Origin of the sequence: Kitasatospora sp. NPDC015120, assembly GCF_043080305.1 — a bacterium.
GTDB lineage: Bacteria > Actinomycetota > Actinomycetes > Streptomycetales > Streptomycetaceae > Kitasatospora.
The window spans coordinates 213,316-236,492 of the sequence record NZ_JBIBVJ010000003.1 but is presented as its reverse complement, the minus strand read 5'-3'; the positions used below and the strand labels follow the sequence as shown (position 1 = coordinate 236,492).

Sequence of the window (23,177 nt, the reverse complement as noted above, 5' to 3'; positions counted from 1 at the left end):
GCCCCGTGCCCCAAAAACCATCCATACGGGGGCACTTTGGGCCCCAATGGCCCGCGCCCCCGGGGGGGCGCCCCCCCCCCCCCCGGGGGGGGGGGGGGGGGGGGGCCCCCCCCCCCCCCCCCCCGCCGGGATTCCGGACCGCCGCCCGGTGGGCGTCAGGCGCGGTAGGCGGCCCAGGAGTTGGACATCCGGGCGACCTGTCCGGGGGTGAACTGGGTCATGCAGGAGTCGTAGGTGTAGTCCATGAAGTTGTGGATCGGGTCGGCACCGGGGGACGTGCAGGTGTCCCGGCCCGCCGGGCACTGGTAGGCGGCGCTCGCCTCGGCCGGGGTGTCGGCGACGTAGTCACCCTGGCCGCTGCAGCCGCCCTGGAAGGTGTGGTAGAGCCCGAGCCAGTGGCCGACCTCATGGGTGGCGGTGTCGCCCTCGTTGTAGTTGGCGGCCGAGCCGCCGGGGAACGAGGCGTCGAGGATCACCACGCCGTCGTCGGTCGGGTTGGACCGGTAGGAGCTCGGGAAGGTCGCCCAGCCGAGCAGCGACTGCCCGAGTTTGGCGCTGTAGAGGTTGAGGGCGTTGGCGCCGCCCTTGCGCAGCTGGGTCTTCATCGCCTTCTCGGCGCTGGAGCCCGGGGCCACGCCGTTGTACCAGGTGGCGTTGTCGGTGTAGTCGGTGGCGACCAGCTGGAAGCGGAACTGGCTCGCGGTGTTGCCCGTGCCCTGGCCGCCGTAGGCGGCATTGAGGACGTCGATCTGCCGGGCGATGGTGGCGGCCGACAGCTTGCCGGTGGTGCCGGAGTGCACGACGTGCACGTACACCGGGATGGTCGTGGTGGCGGCCAGCGTGCCGGGGGCAACCAGGGTGTTGCCGCCCTGCGGGGAGTGCGCCAGCTGGCTGAGCCGGGACTGGAGGTCCGCGTCCATGGCCTGGGCCTGGTTCTCGGTGACGGCGTTGGGCTCCTGGGCGCCGGGGTTGCCGGCGGGCTTGCGGGCCGCGGCGTCCTGGGAGGCGTCGCCGGCGCAGACGGCGGACGGGGCCGGCGCACCGGTGGCGGTCGACGCGGCGGGAGCCGCGAACTGGGTGAGGCCGAGGGCGGCGACGACGGCCGCGGCGCCGAGGAACTTGTGGGTGGCACGCGAGGGGACACGGACGGAACGACGCATCTGCGCTCCTGGGGTGTGGTGGGGGACGGCGGTTGAGGGGGGCCGCCGTGCCACAGGCTACGCAGGGTTGCGTGTACGCGTCAGATGCGTTCCGGCCTGGAACTCCTGACGACAAATCGGACATAATCCGGAAGTCTGAGCGGCCCGACCTCGCCGCACATGGAGCATTTCCCGTCGCGCACCTGCGCACAGTACCGGCCCCGGCCTGTCCGAAACGTGACACCCCGTCTGCCCCGCGCAGCGGTGCGGCGGCCGGCGGAACAGGACGAACGGGATGAACCGGGTGCCCGAACCGCCTCGCCGAGACTACGACGCCAGGAAGACGATCTCCCGCAGGGCACGCGCACCGGCCCGGTCGAGTACCACGGCCGACGCACATCCGGCGGGCGGGCTGCCCGTCCCGGCCAGCCGCCGGCGCAGCCGCCGGGCCGCCTCCCGGTGGCGGGCGAAGGCGTACGCGGAGACGGCCTGACCGCGGGCGCGCTGGCCGTCGCGGGCCTCCTCGGCGCTGGCGTCCAGCAGGACCAGGTGCACCCGGCGCCCCTGCCGCTCGGCCATCCGGACCAGCCACTGGCGCACGTACGGCACCGCCCCGCAGTCGTGCACGGCGAGCGGGCCGCCGGCCAGCACGGCGCGCCGCAGCCGCCGGTAGTGCGCGATCCGCACCAGCGGGCGGTAGACCGCGTACGGCAGCCAGGCCGGCAGCCGGGCCGCGTACTCCTCGCGGACCAGCTGCGAGTCGACCAGCGGGGCGCTCACGCAGCGGCGCATCAGGGTGCTCTTCCCGCTGCCCGGCAGTCCGGAGACCACCAGCAGGTCGTCCGCCGGATAGTGCAGCGCGGCCGGCCGGACCCGGCCGGGCCCGGCCCGGCGAAGGTCCTGCAGCCCGCGCGGGCGCAGCGCGGCGCCGGCGGGCGCCGCGACGTCCGGACAGCCGGCCCGGGGCGCCGGCACCGTCCGGTCGAGGACCGTCCTGGAGACCTGCACGTCCGCCATCGAAACCCCCTGCCTCCCCGCCGGCCCGGGCTCTCCCGGACCCGCCTCCCGAAGAGCCTTCCCCCTTCAAGAGAGAGTAAAGACTAGTGGTCAGACCGGGTCCGGGCCGAGCCCTCCACGCCCCGGGTGCGTCACAGAACCGCCCCGGGAGCGTGACAGCGGACCGCTGCGGCCGGCCGGCGCGGCGCCGCGGGGGCCGGACCGCTCAGCCGAGCTGCGGGGCGACCCGGGAGGCGATCAGCTCCAGGTGGTCGAGGTCCTCCAGGTCCAGGACCTGGAGGTAGATCCGCTGGGAGCCGACGGCGGCGAACCGGCCGATCCGCTCCACCACCTCGTCCGGGGTGCCGGCCAGGCCGTTGGCCTTCAGCTCGTCGACCTCGCGGCCGATCACCGCGGCCCGGCGGGCCACCTCGGCGTCGTCCCGGCCGACGCAGACCACCAGCGCGTTGGAGTAGAGCAGGTCGCCGGCCCGGCGGCCGGCCTTCTCGACGGCCTCGCGGACCCGGCCGAACTGGGCGGCGGTCTCGTCGACGGAGACGAACGGCAGGTTGAACTCGTCGGCGAAGCGGGCGGCCAGCGCCGGGGTGCGGGTCGGGCCCTTGCCGCCGACCAGCACCGGGATCTTCGCCTGCACCGGCTTGGGCAGCGCCGGCGACTCGCTCAGCCGGTAGTACTCCCCCTCGAAGTCGAAGGTCTCGCCCACCGCGGTGCTCCACAGCCCGGTGATGATCTCCAGCTGCTCCTCCAGCCGCCCGAACTTCTCCTTCGGGAAGGGGATGCCGTAGGCGGCGTGCTCCTGCTCGTACCAGCCGGCGCCGAGACCGAACTCGACCCGGCCGCCGCTCATCGCGTCGACCTGGGCGACCTGGATGGCGAGCACGCCGGGCAGCCGGAAGGTGGCGGCGCTCATCAGGGTGCCGAGGCGGATGGTGCTGGTCTCGCGGGCCAGGCCGGCCAGGGTGATCCAGGCGTCGGTCGGGCCGGGCAGGCCGCTGACGCCGCCCATCCTGAGGTAGTGGTCGGAGCGGAAGAAGGCGCTGAAGGCCCCGAGCTCCTCGGTGGTCCGGGCCACCCGCAGGAGGGTGTCGTAGCTCGCACCCTGCTGGGGTTCGGTGAAGATACGCAGATCCATACCGGCCATTCTGGTACGGACCGCCCCTCCCCCACGGCGGATCCCCCGAACCCGCACCGGAGGTTCCGCTCCGGCCGCGCGGTGGTGACGGCGGCGTGGCCAAGGTCTCAGTCCGCAACCGCCCCGGGCGGCCGGAGCCGCGCCCGCGCTCGCCTACCGTGGACGGATGCCCGTCACGCCCGACGAGTCGCACCGGGGCTCCCCCGACGACTCCCCAGACCCGCGCAACCGTCCGGCCGGCTGTCCGCTGCCCGGGATCGTCGCCGCCTTCACGCCCCGGCTCGCCGAGTTCGCCTTCGAGCCCGGCTTCACCGCGGCGGTCGACCAGCACGCCGCCGAGCTGCGCGAGCTGCTGTACGCGCAGGGGCCGGAGCTGCTGCCCCGGCCCCTGGACCGCGAGGAGCTGTCGGACTACGCGCTGGGCTTCCTCGACGCGCTCGCCGAGATCGGCTGGCGCGAACCGGTCGGGTACGACTACGCGGTGCACCGGCTGACCGCGATCTGCTGGCTGGTCCGGCAGGACGGCCTGCTCGCGGCCTGAGCCCGGCGACCGGCGACCGGGCGGCCGCCGGTGACCGGCTCAGCCCGGCTGCTCGCCCGGCCGGCCGGGGTCGATGCCCGGGGCCGGCGGCGGGGTGGCCGGGGTGGTCGGCCGGGCCGGCTGGTTGGTCAGCGCGTCCGAGCGTCCCGCCTGGTAGGCACTGCCGCGCAGCTTGGCGGTCTCCTGCTCGGCGCTGGACAGCCAGCGCTCCCAGCGCTGGCGCATCGGGATGATCAGACCGCCGCCGACGCCGACGATCAGGACGCCCGCGATCGAGGCCAGCACCGCGACCAGCACCGGCCCGGTGATCGCGGTGGCGATCCCGGCCTGCCCCAGCGCCGCCACCACGCCCAGCAGGACGATGAACGCCCAGGCGATGGTGGCCACCGTCCGTCCGTACGCCGCGCCGGACAGCGCGCTGCGCACGATGTCGCGCACGGCGTTGGCGATGGCCATCGCCACGACCACGATGACGACCGCCACGATGCCCTTCGGCAGCCAGGCGACGATGCCGTTGATCATCACGCTGATCGGGTTCGGGCCGAAGACGCCGAACGCCAGCTGGAGGGCCATCAGCAGGATCGCGTAGTAGACGATCTTGGCGACGATCCCCGTCAGGTCGTACTTCGAGCCCTCCAGGTGCCGGGCGATCCCGGACCGCTCGGCCACCCGCTCGGAGCCGACCCTGCGCAGCACGCGGTCGAGGATCCGGGCGATGGCCTTGGCGACGAACCAGCCGATGACCAGGATCGCCAGGAAGGCGATGAACTGCGGAATGAACTTGGCGACCTTCGACCAGGCCTCGGTGAAGCCGGAGCCGAAGTCGACGGACAGTGCGAGCTGCTGAGCCACGGGAGTCCTCCACTCGGCGGCACCGCGCCGGGAGCGGCGCGGCGACCCCCCACCCTTCGTGGATAGCAGGGTCCCCGGACGCCCGCACGCCCCGGCGCCCCGCACTGGCCTCCACGGGTGAACGCCGCTGCCCCCGCGGCGTGCCCGCCGCGTACAGTGGCGGTCCGGGAACACGGACGACGGGCGGGAGCGGGGCGGACCTTGGGCGACAACGGCAGGGGCGGTCACCGGGCACTGGCCTGGCACGGGCGGCCGCAGCGGCCGGGCGCCGCGGTCCTGGTCCTGCACGGCGGACAGGAGCACAGCCTCTCCCGGCCCGGGCCGCTCAACCTGCCGGGTCTGCGGATGACCGGTTTCGTGCGCGCGCTGCGCCGGGAGACCGCGGGCGCGGACATCGCGGTCGGCACCGTCCGCTACCGCCACCGCGGCTGGAACGGCGAGCGGGCCGACGCCGCCCGCGACGCCCTCGCCGCGCTCGACGACCTCGCCGAGGAGCTGGGCCCGGTGCCGACCGTCCTGGTCGGCCACTCGATGGGCGGCCGGGCGGCGCTGCGGGCGGCCGGCCATCCCACGGTCACCGGCGTCGTCGCGCTCGCCCCGTGGTGCCCGGCCGAGGACCCGTGTGAGCAGCTGGCCGGGCGTGACGTCCTGATGCTGCACGGCGACCTCGACCGGGTCACCTCCCCCGCCGACACCCGCGCCTTCGCCGCCCGGGGCCGCGCCGCCGGGGCACGGGTCTGCGGCTACACCGTCGCCGGGACCGGCCACACCCTGATGCGGCGGATCGGCGACTGGCACCGGGCCACCGCCCGGCTCGCCTGCGGCCTGCTCGGGCTGCGCGACCTGCCGCCGGAGACCGCCGCCGCGCTCGCCCTCCCGCCCGGCTCCGACGCCTCCCTCGGCCTGCCGCTGCCCGTCCACCCCCGCAGCGCCCCACCCCGCCCCCCGGCCCGCCCGCTGCCCACCGACGCCTGAAGCCGCCCGCGGCCGGGCCCTCCGGCGAAGCGCCCCGAGCCGGGCCCGCCGGCCCTGCGGGGCGGGTATTCTGATGGTCCGTCGGAACAGAACTTTCCCAAGGGGCGGGGCCCGTGACCGAAACCGTGACGATCGACCTCGGGGACGGCACGACCGTTCGCGCCGAGGTGGTCGGAGAGGTGAACTTCCAGCAGCAGGACGGACGTTCACCCCAGCGGGAGCCCTTCGGCGATGCCCGGCTCGGCGGCGGGGCCCGCCGGGCGACGGAGCAGCTGGGCGAGGCCGTCGCCCTGACGCTGGACCAGGTGCGGGCCACCGTCCAGGGGGTGGGCCGCTGGGCGGCCGAGAGCATCGCCCAGGACGCGGCGGGCTCGCCGGACGCCTTCGAGGTCGAGTTCGGCCTCAAACTGGCGGTCAAGTCCGGCCAGTTGCTCGGCGTCATCGCCGAGGCCGGCGGCGAGGCCGGACTCACCGTCCGGCTCTCCTGGGACCTCGCCGAGCGCCGCCGGCGGAACGCACCGCAGCCGTCCCCGCTCCCGGGCGCGGCCGACGCCGAGTGACCGCGACGGCGGCGCCCGGCCGTGCGGGCCCCGATCCCCTGCGGTCCTGTGCGGTGATGGTCGAGACCGACGGCGACTTCGCCGGCTGCGGGTTCCTGGTCGCCCCCGGCCTGGCCGTCACCGCCGCGCACGTCCTCGCGGGGGCCCGGCAGAAGGCCGCCCCGGTGACCCTGCGGCACGGCCCGGACGTGCACCCCGTCGCGGCCCAGGACCTCCGGCTGTTCCCGGAGACGGGCACCGGCGGGCCGTTCCACCCGTTCCCCGACCTCGCCCTGCTGCCGGTTCCCGGCTGGACCGGCCACCCGGTGGCCCCGCTGGGGACCGGCGAGCTCGCGACGGGCACCCGGCTCACGGCGCTCGGCTTCTCCACCCACACCCCGGACCTCGGCACCGCCCGGCCGGACACCCTCGCCCTGCGGGTCGTCGGCCCCGCGGGCGACTTCGTCCGGGTGAGCGGCGACGGCGTGCGTGACGGCCACAGCGGCAGCATGCTCGTCGGCGCGGACGGGCTGGTCCACGGGGTGCTCAAGGGCAGCCGCTCCTACGAGCTGGACCACGGCGGCTGGTTCACCCCGGCCGCCGTCCTGGACGCCCTGCTCGGGACGGCGCGGGCCGCGGTGCCCGGCCCGCCCGCGCCGCCGCCGGGCGACGACGAACTGGTCGCCGCCCTGATGGCCTTCCGGCTGCTGCGACGCTCCGACGGCCGGTTCCTGCTGCTGGACGCGATGGGCCGGGAACTCGGCCTGCCGTACGGCTTCGAGGCGGACGAACTGCCCGACCGGCGCCTGCACCTCCACGCCGTCGTGGCGGGCTGCCGGAGCTTCCGCGACGGCCGGGTCGCCCTGCGGGCCCTGGTCACCGCGCTGGCCGGGCTGGCCCCGGAGGACGGGGCGCTCGACGGTCTGCGCCGGCTGGTGGGACGGGCGGTCGGCGAGCGGGAGAGCGGATGAGCGGAGCGGCGCCGACGCCGCCCCCGAGACCGTGGAGCGGGGCGGCGGACCGACTGCTGACCGAGGTCCTCCTCGGCTGCCCCAGGATGCGACGGCACGACTTCCGGCAACAACTCGTCGCCGCCATGGGGCGATCGGCCGCGACCCCCGGCATCGACGCCGACATCACCGAGCACGGCCGGCCGAGCACCCACGTCCGCCACCTGGTCGAGGCCGTCGCGGCCCGCACCGATCCCCGGGTCGCGCTGGAGTCCCTGTGCGACGCGCTGCGCACCCTGGCCCCGGACGACGCCGCCCTGCCCTGGCTGGACCTCACCACGCTGCTGCTGACCCGCGACCCCGAACCGCACACCGGCGAACTCCTCTCAGTGGTGGCCGAGTTGCTCCACCTCCCGGCATTCCCCGGGCTCCACCGCCACGTGCCCGGGAACACCGCCGGGCTGCGGGACCTCAGCGGCGAGGAGAGCCTGCCCGCGCTCCTGGGCCGTCTCGCCGACCGGCGCGGCCCCGACGTCCTCGGCCCGCTCACCGGCTTCCTCCGCGCGCTCGGCGCCGACCCGCGCGTCACCCGGCACGCCGAACTGCCCGCGCTGCGGCGCTTCGTGGACGCCTTCGGCGGCCCGGCACCCGCGGCCGCGGCCCGGGTGCGGCTGATCATCCAGATCCGGCTGGACGAGGAGACCCCGGAGCACGCGGGCGACACCCGGTACCGTCTGCGGCTCTCCTACTACCGCCAGCCGATCGCCGGAGGCCCGTTCGAGCGCGCCGACCGCCTCCCGGTCATCGCCTCGCTCACCCGGAGCGAACTGGCCGCCACCGGCGCCGCCGCGCTGGTCCACTGGCCGGCGCTGAGGCGGGAGATCCGCGGCAAGGCCGTGCGGATCGAGTTCCTGCTCCCCCGGTCGATGCTCGGCCACGCGGCCGAGCTGTGGTCCTCCGGCGCCACCGGGCGGCCGATCGGCCAGCACCATCCGGTGGTGGTCCGCTCGCTGGAGCGGTACACCGATCCCTTCGTCAACTTCGAGGCCTGGCACGCGCGGTGGCAGCAGCTCGGCAGCCTGGTGACCGGGGACGGCCGGGCCGACCCGCTCGACCGGATCGGCTGGCCCCCGCTCGACCCGGCGCGCGTCGCCGACCTTCCGGACTGGCTCGCCGCGCGCCCCGCCCTCGCCTGCCTGGGCCTCGACGTGCCGTACGACCAGCTCCACGCCGACGTGCGGTACGCCGTGGACGACGCCATGTACCTCGACGGCATGCCCGGCCTGCTCTGGCGGCGGGTGGCCGGTGACGCGGACGTCCTCGTCGAGGCCCTGCGCGACCACCGGCCGGCCCGCCTGGCCGACCTGCCCGACACCGTCCACCGGTACCGCCGCAAGCTCCGCGCCCACACCGGGGACCCGCGGCACGACGTCACGCTGCTCTGGGAGGACCCGGACTGCGTGGACCCGGACCAGGACAGCCCGTTCCCGGGGATGGCCGGATGACCGGCACACCCCGCGGGCCCGGGACCGCACGCAGCGAGACAGGAGCGGACATGGCCGAGGACTGGTGGATCTACCGGGGCACCGGCGTCCCCCACGACGGGATCGCCCGGCTCCCCGAGGCCCCGGCCTGGCGCGCCTTCGGCGAGCCGGGCGAGGCGGTGCAGGAGCTGCCCCCGCAGGAGTCCGAGGCCCTGACGGCCCGTCGGCTCGGCCGGGCCCGGCAGGCCGCCGCCCACCGGGCCGACGAACGGGAGGTGCAGCTGGTCAACCTCGCCCTGCACCTGCGCCGTCCGCTGCTGATCACCGGCAAGCCCGGTGTCGGCAAGTCGACACTCGCCTACGCCGTCGCCCATGAACTGGGCCTCGGCCCGGTGCTGCGCTGGCCGGTCACCAGCCGGTCCGCCCTGCGCGACGGCCTGTACAGCTACGACGCGATCGGCCGGCTGCACGAGGCCGGGCTGCGGCGGGAGGCGGCGGACCGCCGACCCGCCGCGCGTCCCCCGGCCGACCGGGACGCCGGCGAACCCGGCATCGGCGGCTTCCTGCGGCTGGGCCCGCTCGGCACGGCGCTGCTGCCCTGGCGCAGACCCCGGGTGCTGCTGATCGACGAGATCGACAAGAGCGACCTCGACCTGCCCAACGACCTGCTGAACGTCTTCGAGGAGGGCGAGTTCGAGATCCCGGAGCTGGTGCGGCTCGGCCCCGGCGACCACACCGTCGGCACCGCCGACCACGGCGGCAGGACGGTCGTGCGCGGCGGGGTCGTGCGCTGCGCGCAGTTCCCGCTGGTCGTGCTCACCAGCAACGGCGAGCGCGAGTTCCCGAGCGCCCTGCTGCGGCGCTGCCTGCGGCTGGAGATCCAGCCGCCGGGCGCGGAGCGGCTCGCCGCGATGGTCGCCGCCCACCTGGGCGAGGAGGCGGCGGCCGCCGGGGCGACCAGGGCGCTGATCGCCGAGTTCCTCCGCCGCCGGCGGGAGGAGGGCGCGGAACTGGCCAACGACCAGCTGCTCAACGCCCTGCTGATGGCCGGACGCGGCCTCGTGGACGGCGAGCGCGGCCACGACGTCCTGCACGACGTCCTGCTGCGCCCGCTCAACGAGAGCTGAGCGGGCCGGTGGACCGGTCCTCGGAGGTGCCGCCGGGCGGGGCGGTGCAGGACTCCTCGGCGGATCCGCTGAGGGAGGCGCTCGGCGGCCTGCTCGCCCCGGGCGACGGCGGGCCGCCGACGGCCGGCGACCTCGCGGCCGTCCTGTGGATCGCCCGGCTCTCCGGGCTGGGCCCGCGGCCCGCCCCGCCCGGGACACCGCAGCCCGAGGGCGACGCCCGGCCCGGGCCCGCGGCCACCGGGGAGACGGCGGCGGCCTCGCCCGCGGCCGGCCTCCCGCCCTGGCCGGCCCGCCGGCCGGAGGCCCCCGGCCCCCGGGCCGCGCTGCACTCCCCCGCCGGTGCCCCCGGCCCGGGCAGCGCCGCCGCGCCCGGCGGGCGGACCGTCCGGGTCACCCGCCCCCGCGCGCTCGACGGCGCACTGGACCTCGCCCGGGCGCTGCGCCCGCTGCGACGGCCGGCCGACGCCCCCGGGCGGGCGGCCCTCGACGAGGAGACGACCGCCGAGAACACCGCCGAGACGGGCATCCTGCTCCCGGCCTGGCGCCCCGCCCGGCAGCCGTACTTCTCGGTCGACCTGCTGGTCGACACCGGCGCCACGATGGCCGTCTGGCACCGGCTCGCCGAGGAGGTGGGCACCCTGCTGGAGCGGCACGGCGCCTTCGCCGACGTCCGCCGCTGGTCGCTGCGGACCGACCTGGACGTTCCCGCGCTCACCCCGCTCCGCCGCCACCCCCCGGCCGTACCCCCCGGCCCCCGGTCCGGCTGGTTCCGCCCGCTCCTGGACCCGACCGGCCGCCGGATCCTGCTCGTCCTCACCGACGGCGTCGGCCCGGCCTGGTACGGGGAGGAGCTGCCCCGCTTCCTGGCCTCCGCCGCCGCCACCCGGCCGGCCGCGGCGCTGCAGGTGCTGCCCCGGCGGCTGTGGCACCGCACCGCGCTGCGCACCGCCCCGGTGGAGGCGCGCGCCTCCGCCACCGGCCGGCCGGTCCCGGTGTTCCGTTCGGAGGCCGCGCTGCCCGGCATCCCGCGCGGCGCCCGGGGCGCCGCCGGACGAGCCCGCGTCCGCTGGCTGCCGGTCCTGGAGGTCGACGCCGACTGGCTCGCCCCGTGGGCCCGGCTCACCGCGGGCCGCTCCGGCGGCTGGACGCCGATGCTGGCCGCCCCGCTCGACGGCGTACCGCGCCCGCAGCGGCCGGCCGGCCCCGCCGAGGATCCGGCCACGCCCGCCGAGCGCGTCACCCGCTTCCGGGCCGGCAGCTCCCCGGCGGCCTACCGGCTCGCCTGCCACCTGGCGGCGGCGCCGCTGAGCCTTCCGGTGATGCGGCTGGTCCAGCGGGCCGCCGTCCCCGAGTCCGGGCAGACGGACCTCGCGGAACTGTTCGTCTCCGGCCTGCTCGAACCGCCCGGCACGGCCGCCGGGGATCCGGACGAGCAGGTCTATGCCTTCCGGAGCGGGGTGCGGGCGGAGCTGCTCACCGAGCTGAGCCGTACCGAGTCGGTGGACGTGCTGGCGCTCCTCGCCAAGGTGTCCGGCCGGGTCGCCGCGACCTTCGGCGGGACGCTCGACTTCCGCGCCCTGGCCACGGTCGGCGGGGACGGTGCGCCGCCGGAGGCGCTGTCGGAGCGGAGCCGGGTCTTCGCGGAGGTCGCGGTGGAGGTCCTGGCGGGCGCCGGCGGCCGGCACGCGGAGGACGCCGCACGACTGGCCTCGGTGCTGGAGCGGTCGGCGCGGGACGGCGCGGCGGCCCCCACTGCCCCGGCGGCGCCCACTGCCCCGACGGCCGCACCGGTCCTCAGGACCGACCGGCTGGTCCCGGTGCCACCCGTCCTGAGCCCGCCCGATCCCCCGGCCATGATCGGCCGGCGCCGCGAACTGGCCGAGCTGGCGGAGGCGTTCTCCCCCACCCGGGCGGTGACCGGGCCGCACCGCCCCGACCTGGTGATCCTCACCGGCGCCCGGGGGACGGGACGCCGACGGCTCGTCCAGGAGTACGTCCGCGCGTTCGGCGGGTCGCATCCGTTCGTCCACTGGATCGACACCCGCCGGCCCGCCACGCTGTGGACGGGGCTGTCCCGGCTCTGGCAGGCCCTCACCCCGCCCGGCGCCCCGTTCGACGAATCCTCCCTCACTCCGCTGTGGCGGCAGCTGGCGCGGCATCAGGACTGGCTCGTCGTCCTCGACGGCGTTCCCCGGGAGGTCTGGGCGGGCGACAGCGGGTTGCCGCTCCCCCGGTACGGCCGGGGATGCGTCGTCGTCACGACCGAATCCATCGCCGCCTGGCGGCCCCCGGCCGGAGCCCGGGTCGTCCGGCTCGGAGCGCTCGGCCCCGACGAGGTGGTGGACGAGCTGCGGACGTGGCTGGGCCCGGAGCACGATGCGGCGGACCCCGCGGTGGAGCGGGCCCTGCGGCGACTGGCCCGCCGGCTGCCGCCCGTCCCGGTCCAGCTGGCCGCCCGCAACCTCGCCGCGGACGTGGCGGAGGCCCTCGCCGCGCCGGGGCCGCGGAACGCGACCGCCGGGGAGGGGGGCCTCCTCCCGGCCGGCATCGTGAGCGTCCCCCCGTCGCGACGCGTCCCCCTGGCGCCGCTGCCGGCCGCGTCCCGCGCGTTCACCGGTCGCGAGGAGGAACTCGACCGGCTCACCGGCTTCCTGACGCCCGCCAGGCCGGGCACCGGCGGCAACCGTACGGCCGTGGTCTCCGGCCCTCCCGGTGTCGGGAAGACGGAGCTCGTCCTCCAGGCCGCGGGCCGGGCCCTGGAGCGCGGGTGGTATCCCGGCGGGGTCCTGTACCTCGACCTGGCGGGCAACCGGAGCGGTGACGCGCTCACCGCCGAGCGAGCCGTGGAGTTCCTGCTCCGCTCCCTCGGTGTCACCCCGGAGGCCGTCCCGGCCGGACGTGCCGAGCGGCTCCGCCTCCACCAGCGTGTGCTGGCCTGGACCGCCCACGAGTTCGGGCCCGTCCTCATGGTCCTCGACAACGCGACGAGCGCCGCCGACGCGGTGAAGCTGATCCCGTCCCACGGCGCCGTCACCGTCCTCGTCAGCTCGCGGAACGCCCTGCGGCTCGACGCCCGGCTGTTCGACGTCGGCGTGCTGTCCTCCGACGCCTCGGTCCGGCTCCTGGAGAACCACCTCCGGCAGCGCCTGGGCGACGACACCCGGATCGCCGAGGCTCCCGACCGGGCCAGGGCGCTGGCGGAGCTGTGCGGCGGGCTGCCGCTGGCGCTGGTCCTCTGCGCCGGCCTGCTGGCCGACGCCCCCACCCGCCCGGTGGCCTCCCTGGTCGAGCGGCTGACCGATCCCGGTCCGAGGCTCGACCTGATCCGCCACGACGAGCTGAGCGTGCGGACGGCCTTCGACGTGTCGTACCAGCGGCTCCCGGACGATCAGGCGCGGCTCTTCCGGCTGCTCTCCGTGTTCCCCCATCCCGATCTGACCACGGAGGCGGCGGCCCGCCTCGCGGACCTCGACGCCCGGGCGGCCGAGGACCTCCTGGGGAAGCTGGCCCACACCCACCTCGTCGGCTTCGGCTCGGCCTGGGGCCGCTGGTCGGTCCACCCGCTGCTCACCCTCTACGCCAGCGGCCTGTGCGAGGACCACGCCGACGACCGGGACCACGCCCTCGCACAGCTGCTGACGCACTACCGCTCCACGGTGGAGACCGCCGTCGACCACCTCGACCACGGGGCCACCGACCGCTTCCGCTCGTCCGCGGAGGTCCTCGCCTGGCTGGACGCCGAGCGGCCCGTCCTGCTCCCGCTGGTCCGCTACGCCGCCTCCGCCCTCGCGACAGCGCTGACGGTGCTCCTGGTCCGGGTACGCCGCTTCGACGACCTGGCCACGGTGGCGGACGCCGCGCTCGCCGCCCTCCGCCGGGACGGCGACCACGAGGAGGAGACGCGGTTCCTTGAGCGCCTCCGGCGGGAACTCGACGGCCGGCGGCCCGGTGAGGAGGTCACCGGGAGCCAACGCACGGCCTACGACCGGCTGTCCCGGATCGCCGACGGCGCGTCGGACGGAACGACGGTCCACCTGGTCTTCCATCTGCGGGGTTCCGATCTCGGAAGCGCCAAGCTCCTCGTGACGGAGATCCTGGTGGGCCTCGTGGCCGGCTCCGAGGCCGACGGCACGGTGACCGACCTCGACACCGCGCTCCAGGTGACCCTCACCGACGAGCGGGATCCGCCGGCGGCCGTCGGGCGCGTGATCGTGCGGGTGTGGCGGGCCATGTCCGGACTCCCCGCCGGGACCGGGCCCCCGCTCGGCCTGGCGGTCTTCGCCGGCCCGCACGAATCCCCGGCACCCGGCCGCCGGGCCTTGCTGAGGAGGCTCGCGACGGCACCGCGGGCCCCGTACAGCCCGATCGCCGCACTCACCGTCTCCAGGAGCGTCCTGGAGCTGGTGAGCGACCGGCTGGGCACCCGCGAGGCTCTGCGCTTCACACCGGTCGAGGGCGTCCACCTGTACCACGGCAACGCCCGTGAACTCGGCGAACACCTCGCCGCGCCCACCAGCTGAGCGATGTCGGTGGCCGCTGGTCCACTGGTCCACTGGTCGCGCACCGCACCCACCAGCGAGCGGACAGGAACCGCCGGCCCTGGGCGTCCTGACCGACGACGTCCGCGCGGCCGACGACGGCACCGTCCTCGCCGCGGTCCGGGCCGCCGAGGGCGGGCCGCTGGTCGGGGGCGCGCGGGCGGTGTTCGACGGGGTCGGGGCCCAGGGGTGGACCCGGATGTCGTGCTGGGGCAGCTGATCGCCGTCGTGCGGCGGGTGGAGTGGGCGGTCGGCCCGGCCGGCGGGGCGCCGGTGTGGCCGACCACACCGCCGCCCGGCCGGGAGGGCCCGCGGACGAGGACGGCCCCTGGGCGACCGGGCCACGGGTGATGCGGCTCGGCCGACCGGTGCGGGACGCCCTGGCGGAGCTTCCGGAGGCCGGGCTCGCCGAGGTCGGGCGTCGGTGGGCGGCGGCGACGGCCGAGGAGCTGCCCGGCGCGGACGGCGAGGACCTGCGCCCGTCGGCCGAGGAGACCTCCGCGTTCGCACCGGGGCGGCTGGTGGAGCCGGCCGTCGGGGCGGGGCCGCACGGCGCCCGGCGCCGGCCGGCGCGGAGAACACGGCCGGGGCCCGCGGGCCGGACGGGTGCGGGCTGCCGCAGCGCTGGGAGCGGGCCGGTGCGGGATGCTGGGCCCATGAGTACCGCCGTGGTCGTGGGCGGTGGGCCCAACGGGCTCGCCGCCGCCGTCCGGCTGGCCCGGGCCGGGTTGCGGGTGACCGTGCTGGAGGCCGCCGAGGAGCCGGGCGGCGGGGCGCGCAGCGGTGAGGCGATCCTGCCCGGGCTGCTGCACGACCACTGCTCGGCCGTCCACCCGATGACCGTCGGCTCGCCGTTCCTGCGCGGTCTGGGGCTGGAGCGGTTCGGACTGGAGTTCCGGCTGCCGGAGGTCGACTGCGCGCACCCGCTGGACGACGGCACGGCCGGGGTCCTGTACCGGTCGGTCGCCGCCACCGCCGACGCGCTGGGCGGCGTCGACGGCCGGCGGTGGCGGCAGCTGTTCGAGCGGCCGGTCGCGGGGTACGACCGGCTCGCCCCCGACCTCATGGGCCCGCTGCTGCGCCTCCCCCGCCACCCGGTGCTGCTCTCCCGGTTCGGGCTGCCCGCGCTCCTCCCGGCCTCCGCCCTGGCCCGGGCGTTCTGCGGCGAGCGGGCGCGGGCCCTGTTCGGCGGGGCGGCGGCGCACGCGTTCCAGCCGCTGCACCGGCCGCTGAGCGCGGCGATCGGGCTCGGGCTGCTGACCGCCGGGCACCGGTACGGCTGGGCGGTGGCCGTCGGCGGTTCGGGGGCGATCACCCGGGCGCTGGTCGCGCTGCTCACCGAGCTGGGCGGCACCGTCGAGACCGGGGTGCGGGTCCGCTCGGCCGACCGGATCCCGCCCGCCGACCTCGTCCTGTACGACCTCGCCCCCGGCGCGGTCGCCGACCTCCTCGGCGACCGGCTGCCGGTCCGGACCGCCCGCGCCTACCGCCGCTTCCGGCACGGACCCGGCGCGTTCAAGGTCGACTTCGCCGTCGAGGGCGGTGTGCCCTGGACGGCCGAACCCGCCCGCCGCGCCGGCACCGTCCACCTCGGCGGCGGCTTCGCCGAGATCGCGGCCGCCGAGCGCGCCGTCGCCGCCGGGCGGATGCCGCGGCGGCCGTTCGTCCTGGTCGGCCAGCAGTACCTGGCCGACCCGCAGCGCTCCGTCGGCGACGTCCACCCGGTGTGGAGCTACGCCCATGTGCCGCACGGCTACACCGGGGACGCCACCGGGGCGGTCACCGACCGGATCGAGGGCTTCGCCCCCGGCTTCCGCGAGCGGATCGTCGGCCTGGCCGTACGCCGTCCCGCCGACTTCGCCGCCGACAACGCCAACCTCGTCGGCGGCGACATCATGACCGGAGCCGAGAGCGCCGGCCGGCTCCTCCTCGGCCCGCGCCCCACCCTCCACCCCTACGCCACCGGCCTGCCCGGCCACTACCTCTGCTCCGCCGCCACCCCGCCCGGCCCGGGTGCCCACGGCATGTGCGGTGCCCGCGCCGCCGAGGCGGCCCTGCGGTGGCTGCGGGGCTGACCCGCCGGGGCCGACCCGCCGGGGCGGAGCGGGCGCGGCCGGGGCGGGCTGGGCCGAATGCGTGTATCGATCCCTTGACTGGCGTCACCGAAGCGCGATACTGGGCTCACTCCCGCTCGCCCGATGAGGTGGCCCGCCCATGGAGCTCTCTCCCTCTGCGCACGTGGACACGTTCTGTCGCGACAACCTCCCACCACTCGACGAATGGCCCGAACTCCTCTTCGAGTTACCGGAGTTGGCATATCCGGACCGGCTGAACTGCGCACACGAGCTGCTCGACGCGACGATCGCGCGGTACGGGCCCGACCGGCGGTGCCTGGTCACGCCGGACAGCCGGTGGACGTACGGCGAGCTGCGCGAACGGGCGGACGCGGTGGCCCGGCTGCTGGCCGGACGGCTCGGCCTGGTGCCCGGGAACCGGGTGCTCCTGCGGGGCCCCAACGCGCCGTGGCTGGTGGCCTGTTGGCTCGGGGTGCTGAAGGCGGGCGGGGTGGCCGTGACCACCATGCCGCTGCTGCGGGCGGGAGAGCTGAGCGCGCTCTGCGCGATCGCCCGGCCGGTGGTGGCGCTGTGCGACGGGCGGTTCCTGGCAGAGCTGGAGCGGGCCGAGACGCCCGGGCTGACGGTGGTGCCCTACGACGGGGCCGGGCCGCGGGGCCTGACCGGCGGCGCCGGGTTCACCGCCGTACCGACGGCCGCCGACGACGTGGCGCTGATCGCCTTCACCTCCGGCACCACCGGCCGCCCCAAGGCGACCCTGCACTTCCACCGGGACGTCCTCGCCACCGCCGACACCTTCTCCCGCCACCTGCTGCGCCCCACCCCGGGGGACCTGTTCGGCGGCACCCCGCCGCTCGCCTTCACCTTCGGGCTCGGCGGGCTGGTGGTCTTCCCGCTGCGGGCCGGCGCCGCCGCCCTGCTGCTGGAACAGGCCGCGCCCGAGCAGCTGGCCGAACAGGTCCGCCGGCACGGGGTGAGCGTGCTGTTCACCGCGCCGACGGCCTACCGGGCGATCCTCGCCGCCGGACTGGCCGACCGGCTGGCGGGGGTGCGGCGCTGCGTGTCGGCGGGCGAGCCCCTGCCGGCGACCGTCTGGGAGGCGTTCCGGGCGGCCACCGGGGTGCGGCTGATCGACGGCATCGGGGCGACCGAGCTGCTGCACGTGTTCATATCCGCCGCCGACGCCGGCATCCGCCCCGGTGCGACCGGGCTGCCGGTGCCCGGATACCGGGCGGCGGTACTGGACGACCGGGGCCGGCCGGTGCCCGACGGGCAGCCCGGACGGCTCGCCGTCAAGGGCCCGACCGGCTGCCGCTACCTGAACGACCCGCGCCAGCGCGAGTACGTCCGGGACGGCTGGAACCTCACCGGGGACACCTGTGCGCGCGACGCCGACGGCTACTTCTGGTACCGGGCGCGCACGGACGACATGATCGTCTCGGCCGGCTACAACATCGCCGGTCCCGAGGTCGAGCAGGTGCTCGCCGGGCACCCGGACGTCGCCGACTGCGCGGTGGTCGGGGCACCGGACGAGCGGCGCGGCACCGTCGTCAAGGCGTATGTGGTGCTGCGCGCCGGGGTGGCGGGCGGACCGGCGACGGTCCGGGCGCTCCAGGAGCACGTGAAGCGGACCGTCGCGCCGTACAAGTACCCGCGCGTGGTGGAGTTCACCGACGCGCTGCCGCGCACCGCCACCGGGAAGCTGGCCCGCGCCGAGCTGCGCCGCCGCGCGGCCGCCGGGGCCGCCGGGACCGCCGGGGCCACCGGGGCCACCGGGGCCACCGGGGCGCCGGCCAGTGTGACCACCGAGCGCCGGGTCGAGTGGTCGGACACCGACGCGGCCGGGCACTACCACTTCTCGGCCGTCCAGCGCTGGGCCGAGGCCGCCGAGGCGACGCTGCTGCGCCGGCTGGGGCTGGACGGCCTGTTCGGGCGGATCCCCCGGGTGCACTTCGAGGCGGACTACCGCGAACGGCTCTGGTTCGGCGACGTGGTCCGCACCGAGCTGCGGGTCGAACGCGTCGGCGGCTCCTCGCTGCACTACGCCTTCGAGGTGCACGGGCCGCACGGGCTGGCCGCCAGCGGGCGGATGTCGGTGGTGCACGCCGCGCCGCACGCCGAGGGCAGCGAGCCGTGGCCGGACGGGGTGCGCCAGGCGCTGGCCGCAGCCGGGCGCCAGGAGCCGGAGGTGATCCGGTGACGGCCGGCGCCGGGCGCATCGCGGTGATCGGCGCCGGTCCAGGCGGGCTCTACTTCGCCGCGCTGGCCCGGCAGACGGCGCCCGGCCGGGAGATCACCGTCTTCGAACGGGACGGCCGTGACGACGGGTTCGGCTTCGGCGTGGTCTTCTCCGACGAGACGCTGGACGGCATCGCCCGGGCCGACCCGCGGGTGTTCGCCGCGATGAGCGCGGAGTTCGCCCGCTGGAGCGACATCGACGTCCGCTACGCCGGCCAGGTGCGCACCTGCGGCGGGCACGGCTTCGCGGCGCTGGACCGCAACCGGCTGCGCGCGATCCTGCAACGCCGCTGCGCGGAGCTGGCGGTGGACGTGCGCTACCGCACGCCCGCCCCGCCGGTCGGGCGGCTCGCCGCGGAGTACGACCTGGTGGTCGCGGCGGACGGGATCAACTCCGCCACCAGGGCGGCGTATCCGGAGGCCTTCCGCCCGGAGCTGGACGAACGGCGCAGCCGCTACATGTGGCTCGCCACCGACAAGGTCTTCGAGGCCTTCACCTTCATCGTCGAGCGCTTCGACTTCGGCGTGCTGCAGGTGCACGCCTACCCGTACAGCGCCGAGCGGTCCACCTTCATCGTGGAGCTGGCCGAGGAGCCCTGGCGGCGGGCGGGCTTCGAGGCCCTGGCGGACCGGGAGTTCGCGCGCGGCGAGAGCGACACCGTGAGCGTCCGGCGGTGCGCGGAGCTGCTCGCCGGGCACCTGGACGGACACCGGCTGATCCCCAACGCCTCCCGCTGGATCCGGTTCACCACCGTGCGCAACGCCGCCTGGCGGCACCGGAACGTGGTCCTGCTCGGCGACGCGGCGCACTCGGCCCACTTCTCCATCGGCTCGGGCACCAAACTCGCGATGGAGGACGCCCTGGCACTCGCCGCGAGCCTGCGCGAACAGCCCACGCCGGAGGAGGCGCTGGCCGCGTACGAGGCGGAGCGGCGGCCGGTGGTGGAGTCCGCCCAGCGGGCCGCGCAGGCGAGCCTGGAATGGTTCGAGACGATCGGGCGGCGCACCGGGCAGGGGGCGGACCAGTTCGCGTTCAACCTGCTCACCCGCAGCCGCCGGGTCACCTACGGGAGCCTGCGGGCACGGGATCCCGGGTTCGTCGCGGCGGTGGACCGGGCCGTCTCGGGAGCGCCGGACGCCCGCGGCACCCACGACGGCCGCGGTACCCGGGACGCCCGGGACGCCCCGCCGATGTTCCGCCCGCTGAAGCTGGGCGCCCTGGAGCTGCGCAACCGGGTGGTGGTGCCGCCGCTGGCCACCTTCACCGCCTCCGGCACACTGCCGAGCGCCTTCGACCGGGCCCAGCTGACCGCGCACGCCCTCGGCGGCGCCGGGCTGGTGATCGCCGGGATGACCGCCGTCACCCCGGAGGGCCGGGCCACCGACCGCTGCCCGGGCCTGTGGAACGACCGGCAGGAGCAGGCCTGGCGCGACCTGCTCGCCGGCATCCGGGAGGTGAGCGACACCCCCGTGGGGATCCAGCTGACCCACGCCGGGCGCCGGGCCTCCCGGGCGGTGCCGGGACCGGACGGCACCGGGCCGCCCCTCACCGAGGGGGGCTGGCCGGTGCTGGCCGCCTCGCCGCTGCCGTGGGACGCCGCCTCTCCCCTGCCGCACGAGGCCAATGCCTTCCAACTCGCCGCCGTGACAGCGGACTTCGCCGCGGCGGCGGAGCGTGCGGCGCGGGCCGGCTTCGACGCCCTGGAGCTGCAGTTCGGCCACGGCCACCTGCTCTCGGGCTTCCTGTCCCCGCTCACCAACCGGCGCACCGACGGCTACGGCGGCCCGCTCGCGCAGCGGCTGCGGCTGCCGCTGGAGGTGCTGGCGGCGGTCCGCGCGGTGTGGCCGGCCGGGCGGCCGCTGCTGGTGCGGATCTCGGCGAGCGACTGGGCGCCCGGCGGCACCGGTGCGGCGGAGGCCGTCGCGATCTGCCGCGCGCTCGCGGACGGCGGGGCGGACGCCCTGGACGTCTCCACCGGCGAGGTGGTGGCGCACCAGCGGCCGCCGTACGGGCGCGGCTACCAGACGCCGTTCGCCGAACTGGTGCGCGCCGCCACCGGCCTGCCGACCGTCGCGGTCGGCGCGATCTCCCACCACGACGACGCCGACTCGGTGCTGCTGGCCGGGCGGGCGGACCTGGTCGCGGTCGGCCGGGCCCACCTGCACGACCCGCTGTGGACGCTGCACGCCGCCGCCGAGCAGGGCTACGCGGGCCCCGGGGCGCCCTGGCCCGGGCCGTGGGCGGCGGGCAGCCGCCGGCCGCCGGGGCCGGGGGCGGACCGGGTGGCGCCACGGCTGCGGCTCGTGCGCGAGCCGGCCCCGCCGGTGCACCGCCGCTGGCGTCCCGCCCCGAGCGCGCCCCCCGCGCGCCCCGCACCCCCCGGCCCGGCCGAGCACGCCGACCCGGCCCGGCGCCCCGAGGAGGAGCGATGACCGAGCCCGTGGCCGCCGCGCTGCGCCTGCCCCGCTTCACCGCCGCCGCCGTCCAGGCCGCGCCCGTCTACCTGGACACCGCCGCCACCGTCGACAAGGCGGTCGCACTGATCCACGAGGCGGCCGGCCGGGGCGCCTCCCTGGTGGTCTTCCCCGAGGTGTTCGTCCCCGGCTATCCGTACTGGAACTGGACGATGAACCCGGTGCAGGGCTCGCCCTGGTACGAGCGCCTCTACCGCGCGTCGGTGGACGTACCCGGCCCGCACGTCGACACCCTGCGCGCCGCCGCCCGCCGGGCCGGCGTGGTGCTGGTGATCGGTGTCAACGAACGCGGCCCGCACAGCCTCGGGGTGCTGTACAACACCCTGCTGGTCATCGACGCCGACGGCGAACTGCTCAGCGTGCACCGCAAACTGGTGCCGACCTGGGCCGAGAAGCTGACCTGGACGCCCGGCGACGGCAGCACGCTGCGCGTCCACCGCACGGCCGTCGGCCCGCTCGGCGCGCTCGCCTGCGGCGAGAACACCAACCCGCTCGCCCGCTTCACCCTCCTCGCCCAGGGCGAACTCGTCCACGCCGCCGCCTACATCGCCCTGCCGGTCGCCCCCGAGGACTACGACATGGCGGAGGCGATCGCGCTGCGCGCCGCCGCGCACTGCTTCGAGGGCAAGGTCTTCACGGTGGTCTCCTGCTCCACCCTCTCGCCCGAGATCGCCGAGGCCATCGCCGGCGACGACCGGCAGCTGCGCGAGCAACTCGCCCGCCCGCGCAGCGCGCTGTCGGGCATCTTCGGCCCCGACGGACGCCCGGTGACCGAGCCGCTGGTCGACGAGGAGGGCATCGTCCACGCCGAGATCGACCTCGGCCGCTGCGTCCGGCCCAAACAGATGCACGACATCGTCGGCCACTACAACCGCTTCGACGTCTTCCGGCTGCACGTGGACCAGCGCCCGCTGCGGCCGCTCATGCTCGACCAGGACTCCCCGAAGGAGCAGGAATGAACGGCACGCCGGACCACGACGACGACCGGATCGGCCGGGCCCGGGTCACCGGGAACCCGGAACTCACCGCCTACTACGAGGAACTGGCGAAGGCCGACGCGGGCGCGCTGTGGACCGTGGCGAACGAGATCGAGCCCTGGTACCCGCAGCCGAAGTCGGTGCCGGTGCTCTGGCGCTACGCCGAGCTGCGCCCGCTGGTCCACAAGGCGCTGCCGCTGGTCAGGGCGGACGACGCCGGCCGCCGGGTGGTCATGCTGGTCAACCCCGGCCGCCGCGAACTCAGCGCCGCCGTCGGCCTGCTGTACACCGGCCTGCAGATCATGGGCCCCGGCGAGGCGATGACCGCGCACCGCCACCAGGCCTCCGCGCTGCGCTTCGTCCACGAGGGCACCGGCGCCTGGACGATCGTCGACGGCCAGAAGCTCAAGGTCGGCCCGCGCGACTTCGCCATCACGCCCAACGGCACCTGGCACGAGCACGGCAACGAGTCCGACGAGGCCCCGGTGATCTGGCAGGACGGCCTGGACATCCCGCTGGTCAACATGCTCGACGCCAACTTCTACGAGGTCCACCCGGAGCTGTACCAGCGGCCCGGCGAGGTGGTGAACTCCTCACTGCTGACGTACGGCGGCAACCTGCTGCCGTACGGCGTCGAGAAGTGGACCCGCCCCCACTCGCCGCTGCTCGGCTGGCCCTGGGAGCCCAGCCACCACGCGCTCACCCGGCTCGCCCGGGCCACCGCGGGATCGCCCTTCGACGGGGTGATCATGGAGTACACCAACCCGGTCACCGGCGGCCCGGTGATGCCCACCATGAGCGCCCACCTCCAGCTGCTGCGCCCCGGCCAGGCCACCCGCGCCCACCGGCACACCGGCTCCGTGGTCTACACGGCCGCCAAGGGCCGCGGGGTCTCGGTGATCGCCGGGCAGCGCCTCGCCTGGCAGCAGGGCGACATCTTCGTCGTGCCGTCCTGGGCCTGGCACGAGCACGCGAACACCGATCCCGGCGAGGACGCCTGCCTGTTCTCCTTCAACGACTTCCCGGTGATGCACTCGCTCGGCCTGTACCGCGAGGAGGCCTACCCGGAGCACGACGGGCACCAGCCCGCCGCCACCCCGTGACCAGGAGCCCCCACC

The 23,177-nt window shown here is 76.5% G+C and carries 16 protein-coding genes and 1 pseudogene; 13 read left to right on the top strand and 4 right to left on the bottom strand.

Annotation, left to right across the window (positions count from 1 at the left end; genetic code table 11):
• Nucleotides 1-155: 155 nt before the first annotated feature.
• The 3 genes from ACF1AK_RS09780 to ACF1AK_RS09770 all read right to left on the bottom strand — a co-directional run bounded on the left by ACF1AK_RS09780 (nt 156) and on the right by ACF1AK_RS09770 (nt 3,288).
• Nucleotides 156-1,160, bottom strand: coding sequence for a zinc metalloprotease (locus tag ACF1AK_RS09780; protein WP_391498225.1), 1,005 nt, complete (start codon nt 1,158-1,160; stop codon nt 156-158).
• 306 nt (nt 1,161-1,466) lie between these two features.
• Nucleotides 1,467-2,156: an AAA family ATPase gene (locus tag ACF1AK_RS09775; RefSeq protein WP_391498224.1), complete on the bottom strand. Its 690-nt coding sequence runs from the start codon at nt 2,154-2,156 to the stop codon at nt 1,467-1,469.
• Between the two features lie 205 nt (nt 2,157-2,361).
• On the bottom strand, nt 2,362-3,288 hold the full coding sequence (locus ACF1AK_RS09770; protein ID WP_391498223.1) for an LLM class F420-dependent oxidoreductase: 927 nt from the start codon (nt 3,286-3,288) through the stop codon (nt 2,362-2,364).
• Nucleotides 3,289-3,454: 166 nt separating this feature from the next.
• Between ACF1AK_RS09770 and ACF1AK_RS09765 the strand changes: the two genes are divergently transcribed.
• The gene (locus tag ACF1AK_RS09765) at nt 3,455-3,829 is read left to right on the top strand and encodes a DUF6401 family natural product biosynthesis protein (RefSeq protein ID WP_391498222.1); all 375 of its coding nucleotides are present in this window, start codon (nt 3,455-3,457) and stop codon (nt 3,827-3,829) included.
• A gap of 39 nt (nt 3,830-3,868) precedes the next feature.
• Here the strand turns inward: ACF1AK_RS09765 and ACF1AK_RS09760 are convergent, their stop codons facing one another.
• The gene (locus tag ACF1AK_RS09760) at nt 3,869-4,681 is read right to left on the bottom strand and encodes a hypothetical protein (RefSeq protein WP_391498221.1); all 813 of its coding nucleotides are present in this window, start codon (nt 4,679-4,681) and stop codon (nt 3,869-3,871) included.
• Between the two features lie 201 nt (nt 4,682-4,882).
• Between ACF1AK_RS09760 and ACF1AK_RS09755 the strand changes: the two genes are divergently transcribed.
• The 12 genes and pseudogenes from ACF1AK_RS09755 to ACF1AK_RS09700 all read left to right on the top strand — a co-directional run bounded on the left by ACF1AK_RS09755 (nt 4,883) and on the right by ACF1AK_RS09700 (nt 23,162).
• Entirely contained in the window at nt 4,883-5,656 is a 774-nt protein-coding gene (locus tag ACF1AK_RS09755) for an alpha/beta hydrolase (protein ID WP_391498220.1), read from the top strand.
• 113 nt (nt 5,657-5,769) lie between these two features.
• Nucleotides 5,770-6,216, top strand: a complete 447-nt coding sequence (locus tag ACF1AK_RS09750) for a CU044_2847 family protein (RefSeq protein WP_391498219.1) — start codon at nt 5,770-5,772, stop codon at nt 6,214-6,216.
• Nucleotides 6,217-6,272: 56 nt separating this feature from the next.
• Entirely contained in the window at nt 6,273-7,166 is an 894-nt protein-coding gene (locus ACF1AK_RS09745) for a trypsin-like peptidase domain-containing protein (RefSeq protein ID WP_391498218.1), read from the top strand.
• A complete protein-coding gene (locus tag ACF1AK_RS09740) occupies nt 7,163-8,650 on the top strand; it encodes a hypothetical protein (protein ID WP_391498217.1) in 1,488 nt (495 codons plus the stop codon). The genes ACF1AK_RS09745 and ACF1AK_RS09740 overlap by 4 nt, the downstream gene beginning before the upstream one ends.
• A gap of 50 nt (nt 8,651-8,700) precedes the next feature.
• Nucleotides 8,701-9,756 carry an AAA family ATPase gene (locus ACF1AK_RS09735; RefSeq protein ID WP_391498216.1) on the top strand — a complete coding sequence of 352 codons (1,056 nt, stop codon included), beginning with the start codon at nt 8,701-8,703 and terminating at the stop codon, nt 9,754-9,756.
• A gap of 8 nt (nt 9,757-9,764) precedes the next feature.
• Entirely contained in the window at nt 9,765-14,276 is a 4,512-nt protein-coding gene (locus tag ACF1AK_RS09730) for an SAV_2336 N-terminal domain-related protein (protein ID WP_391498215.1), read from the top strand.
• A gap of 674 nt (nt 14,277-14,950) precedes the next feature.
• Entirely contained in the window at nt 14,951-16,369 is a 1,419-nt protein-coding gene (locus tag ACF1AK_RS09725) for a phytoene desaturase family protein (RefSeq protein WP_391498214.1), read from the top strand.
• A gap of 139 nt (nt 16,370-16,508) precedes the next feature.
• Nucleotides 16,509-18,104, top strand: a pseudogene (locus ACF1AK_RS09720) (AMP-binding protein); the annotation flags it as partial.
• Nucleotides 18,105-18,167: 63 nt separating this feature from the next.
• Nucleotides 18,168-18,569: an acyl-CoA thioesterase gene (locus tag ACF1AK_RS09715; RefSeq protein ID WP_391498611.1), complete on the top strand. Its 402-nt coding sequence runs from the start codon at nt 18,168-18,170 to the stop codon at nt 18,567-18,569.
• Complete coding sequence (locus ACF1AK_RS09710) at nt 18,566-21,040, top strand: FAD-dependent monooxygenase (protein WP_391498213.1); 2,475 nt, start codon at nt 18,566-18,568, stop codon at nt 21,038-21,040. The genes ACF1AK_RS09715 and ACF1AK_RS09710 overlap by 4 nt, the downstream gene beginning before the upstream one ends.
• Nucleotides 21,037-22,041: a carbon-nitrogen hydrolase family protein gene (locus tag ACF1AK_RS09705; protein ID WP_391498212.1), complete on the top strand. Its 1,005-nt coding sequence runs from the start codon at nt 21,037-21,039 to the stop codon at nt 22,039-22,041. Before ACF1AK_RS09710 ends, ACF1AK_RS09705 begins: the two co-directional genes overlap by 4 nt.
• On the top strand, nt 22,038-23,162 hold the full coding sequence (locus ACF1AK_RS09700; RefSeq protein WP_391498211.1) for a cupin domain-containing protein: 1,125 nt from the start codon (nt 22,038-22,040) through the stop codon (nt 23,160-23,162). The genes ACF1AK_RS09705 and ACF1AK_RS09700 overlap by 4 nt, the downstream gene beginning before the upstream one ends.
• Nucleotides 23,163-23,177 lie beyond the last annotated feature (15 nt).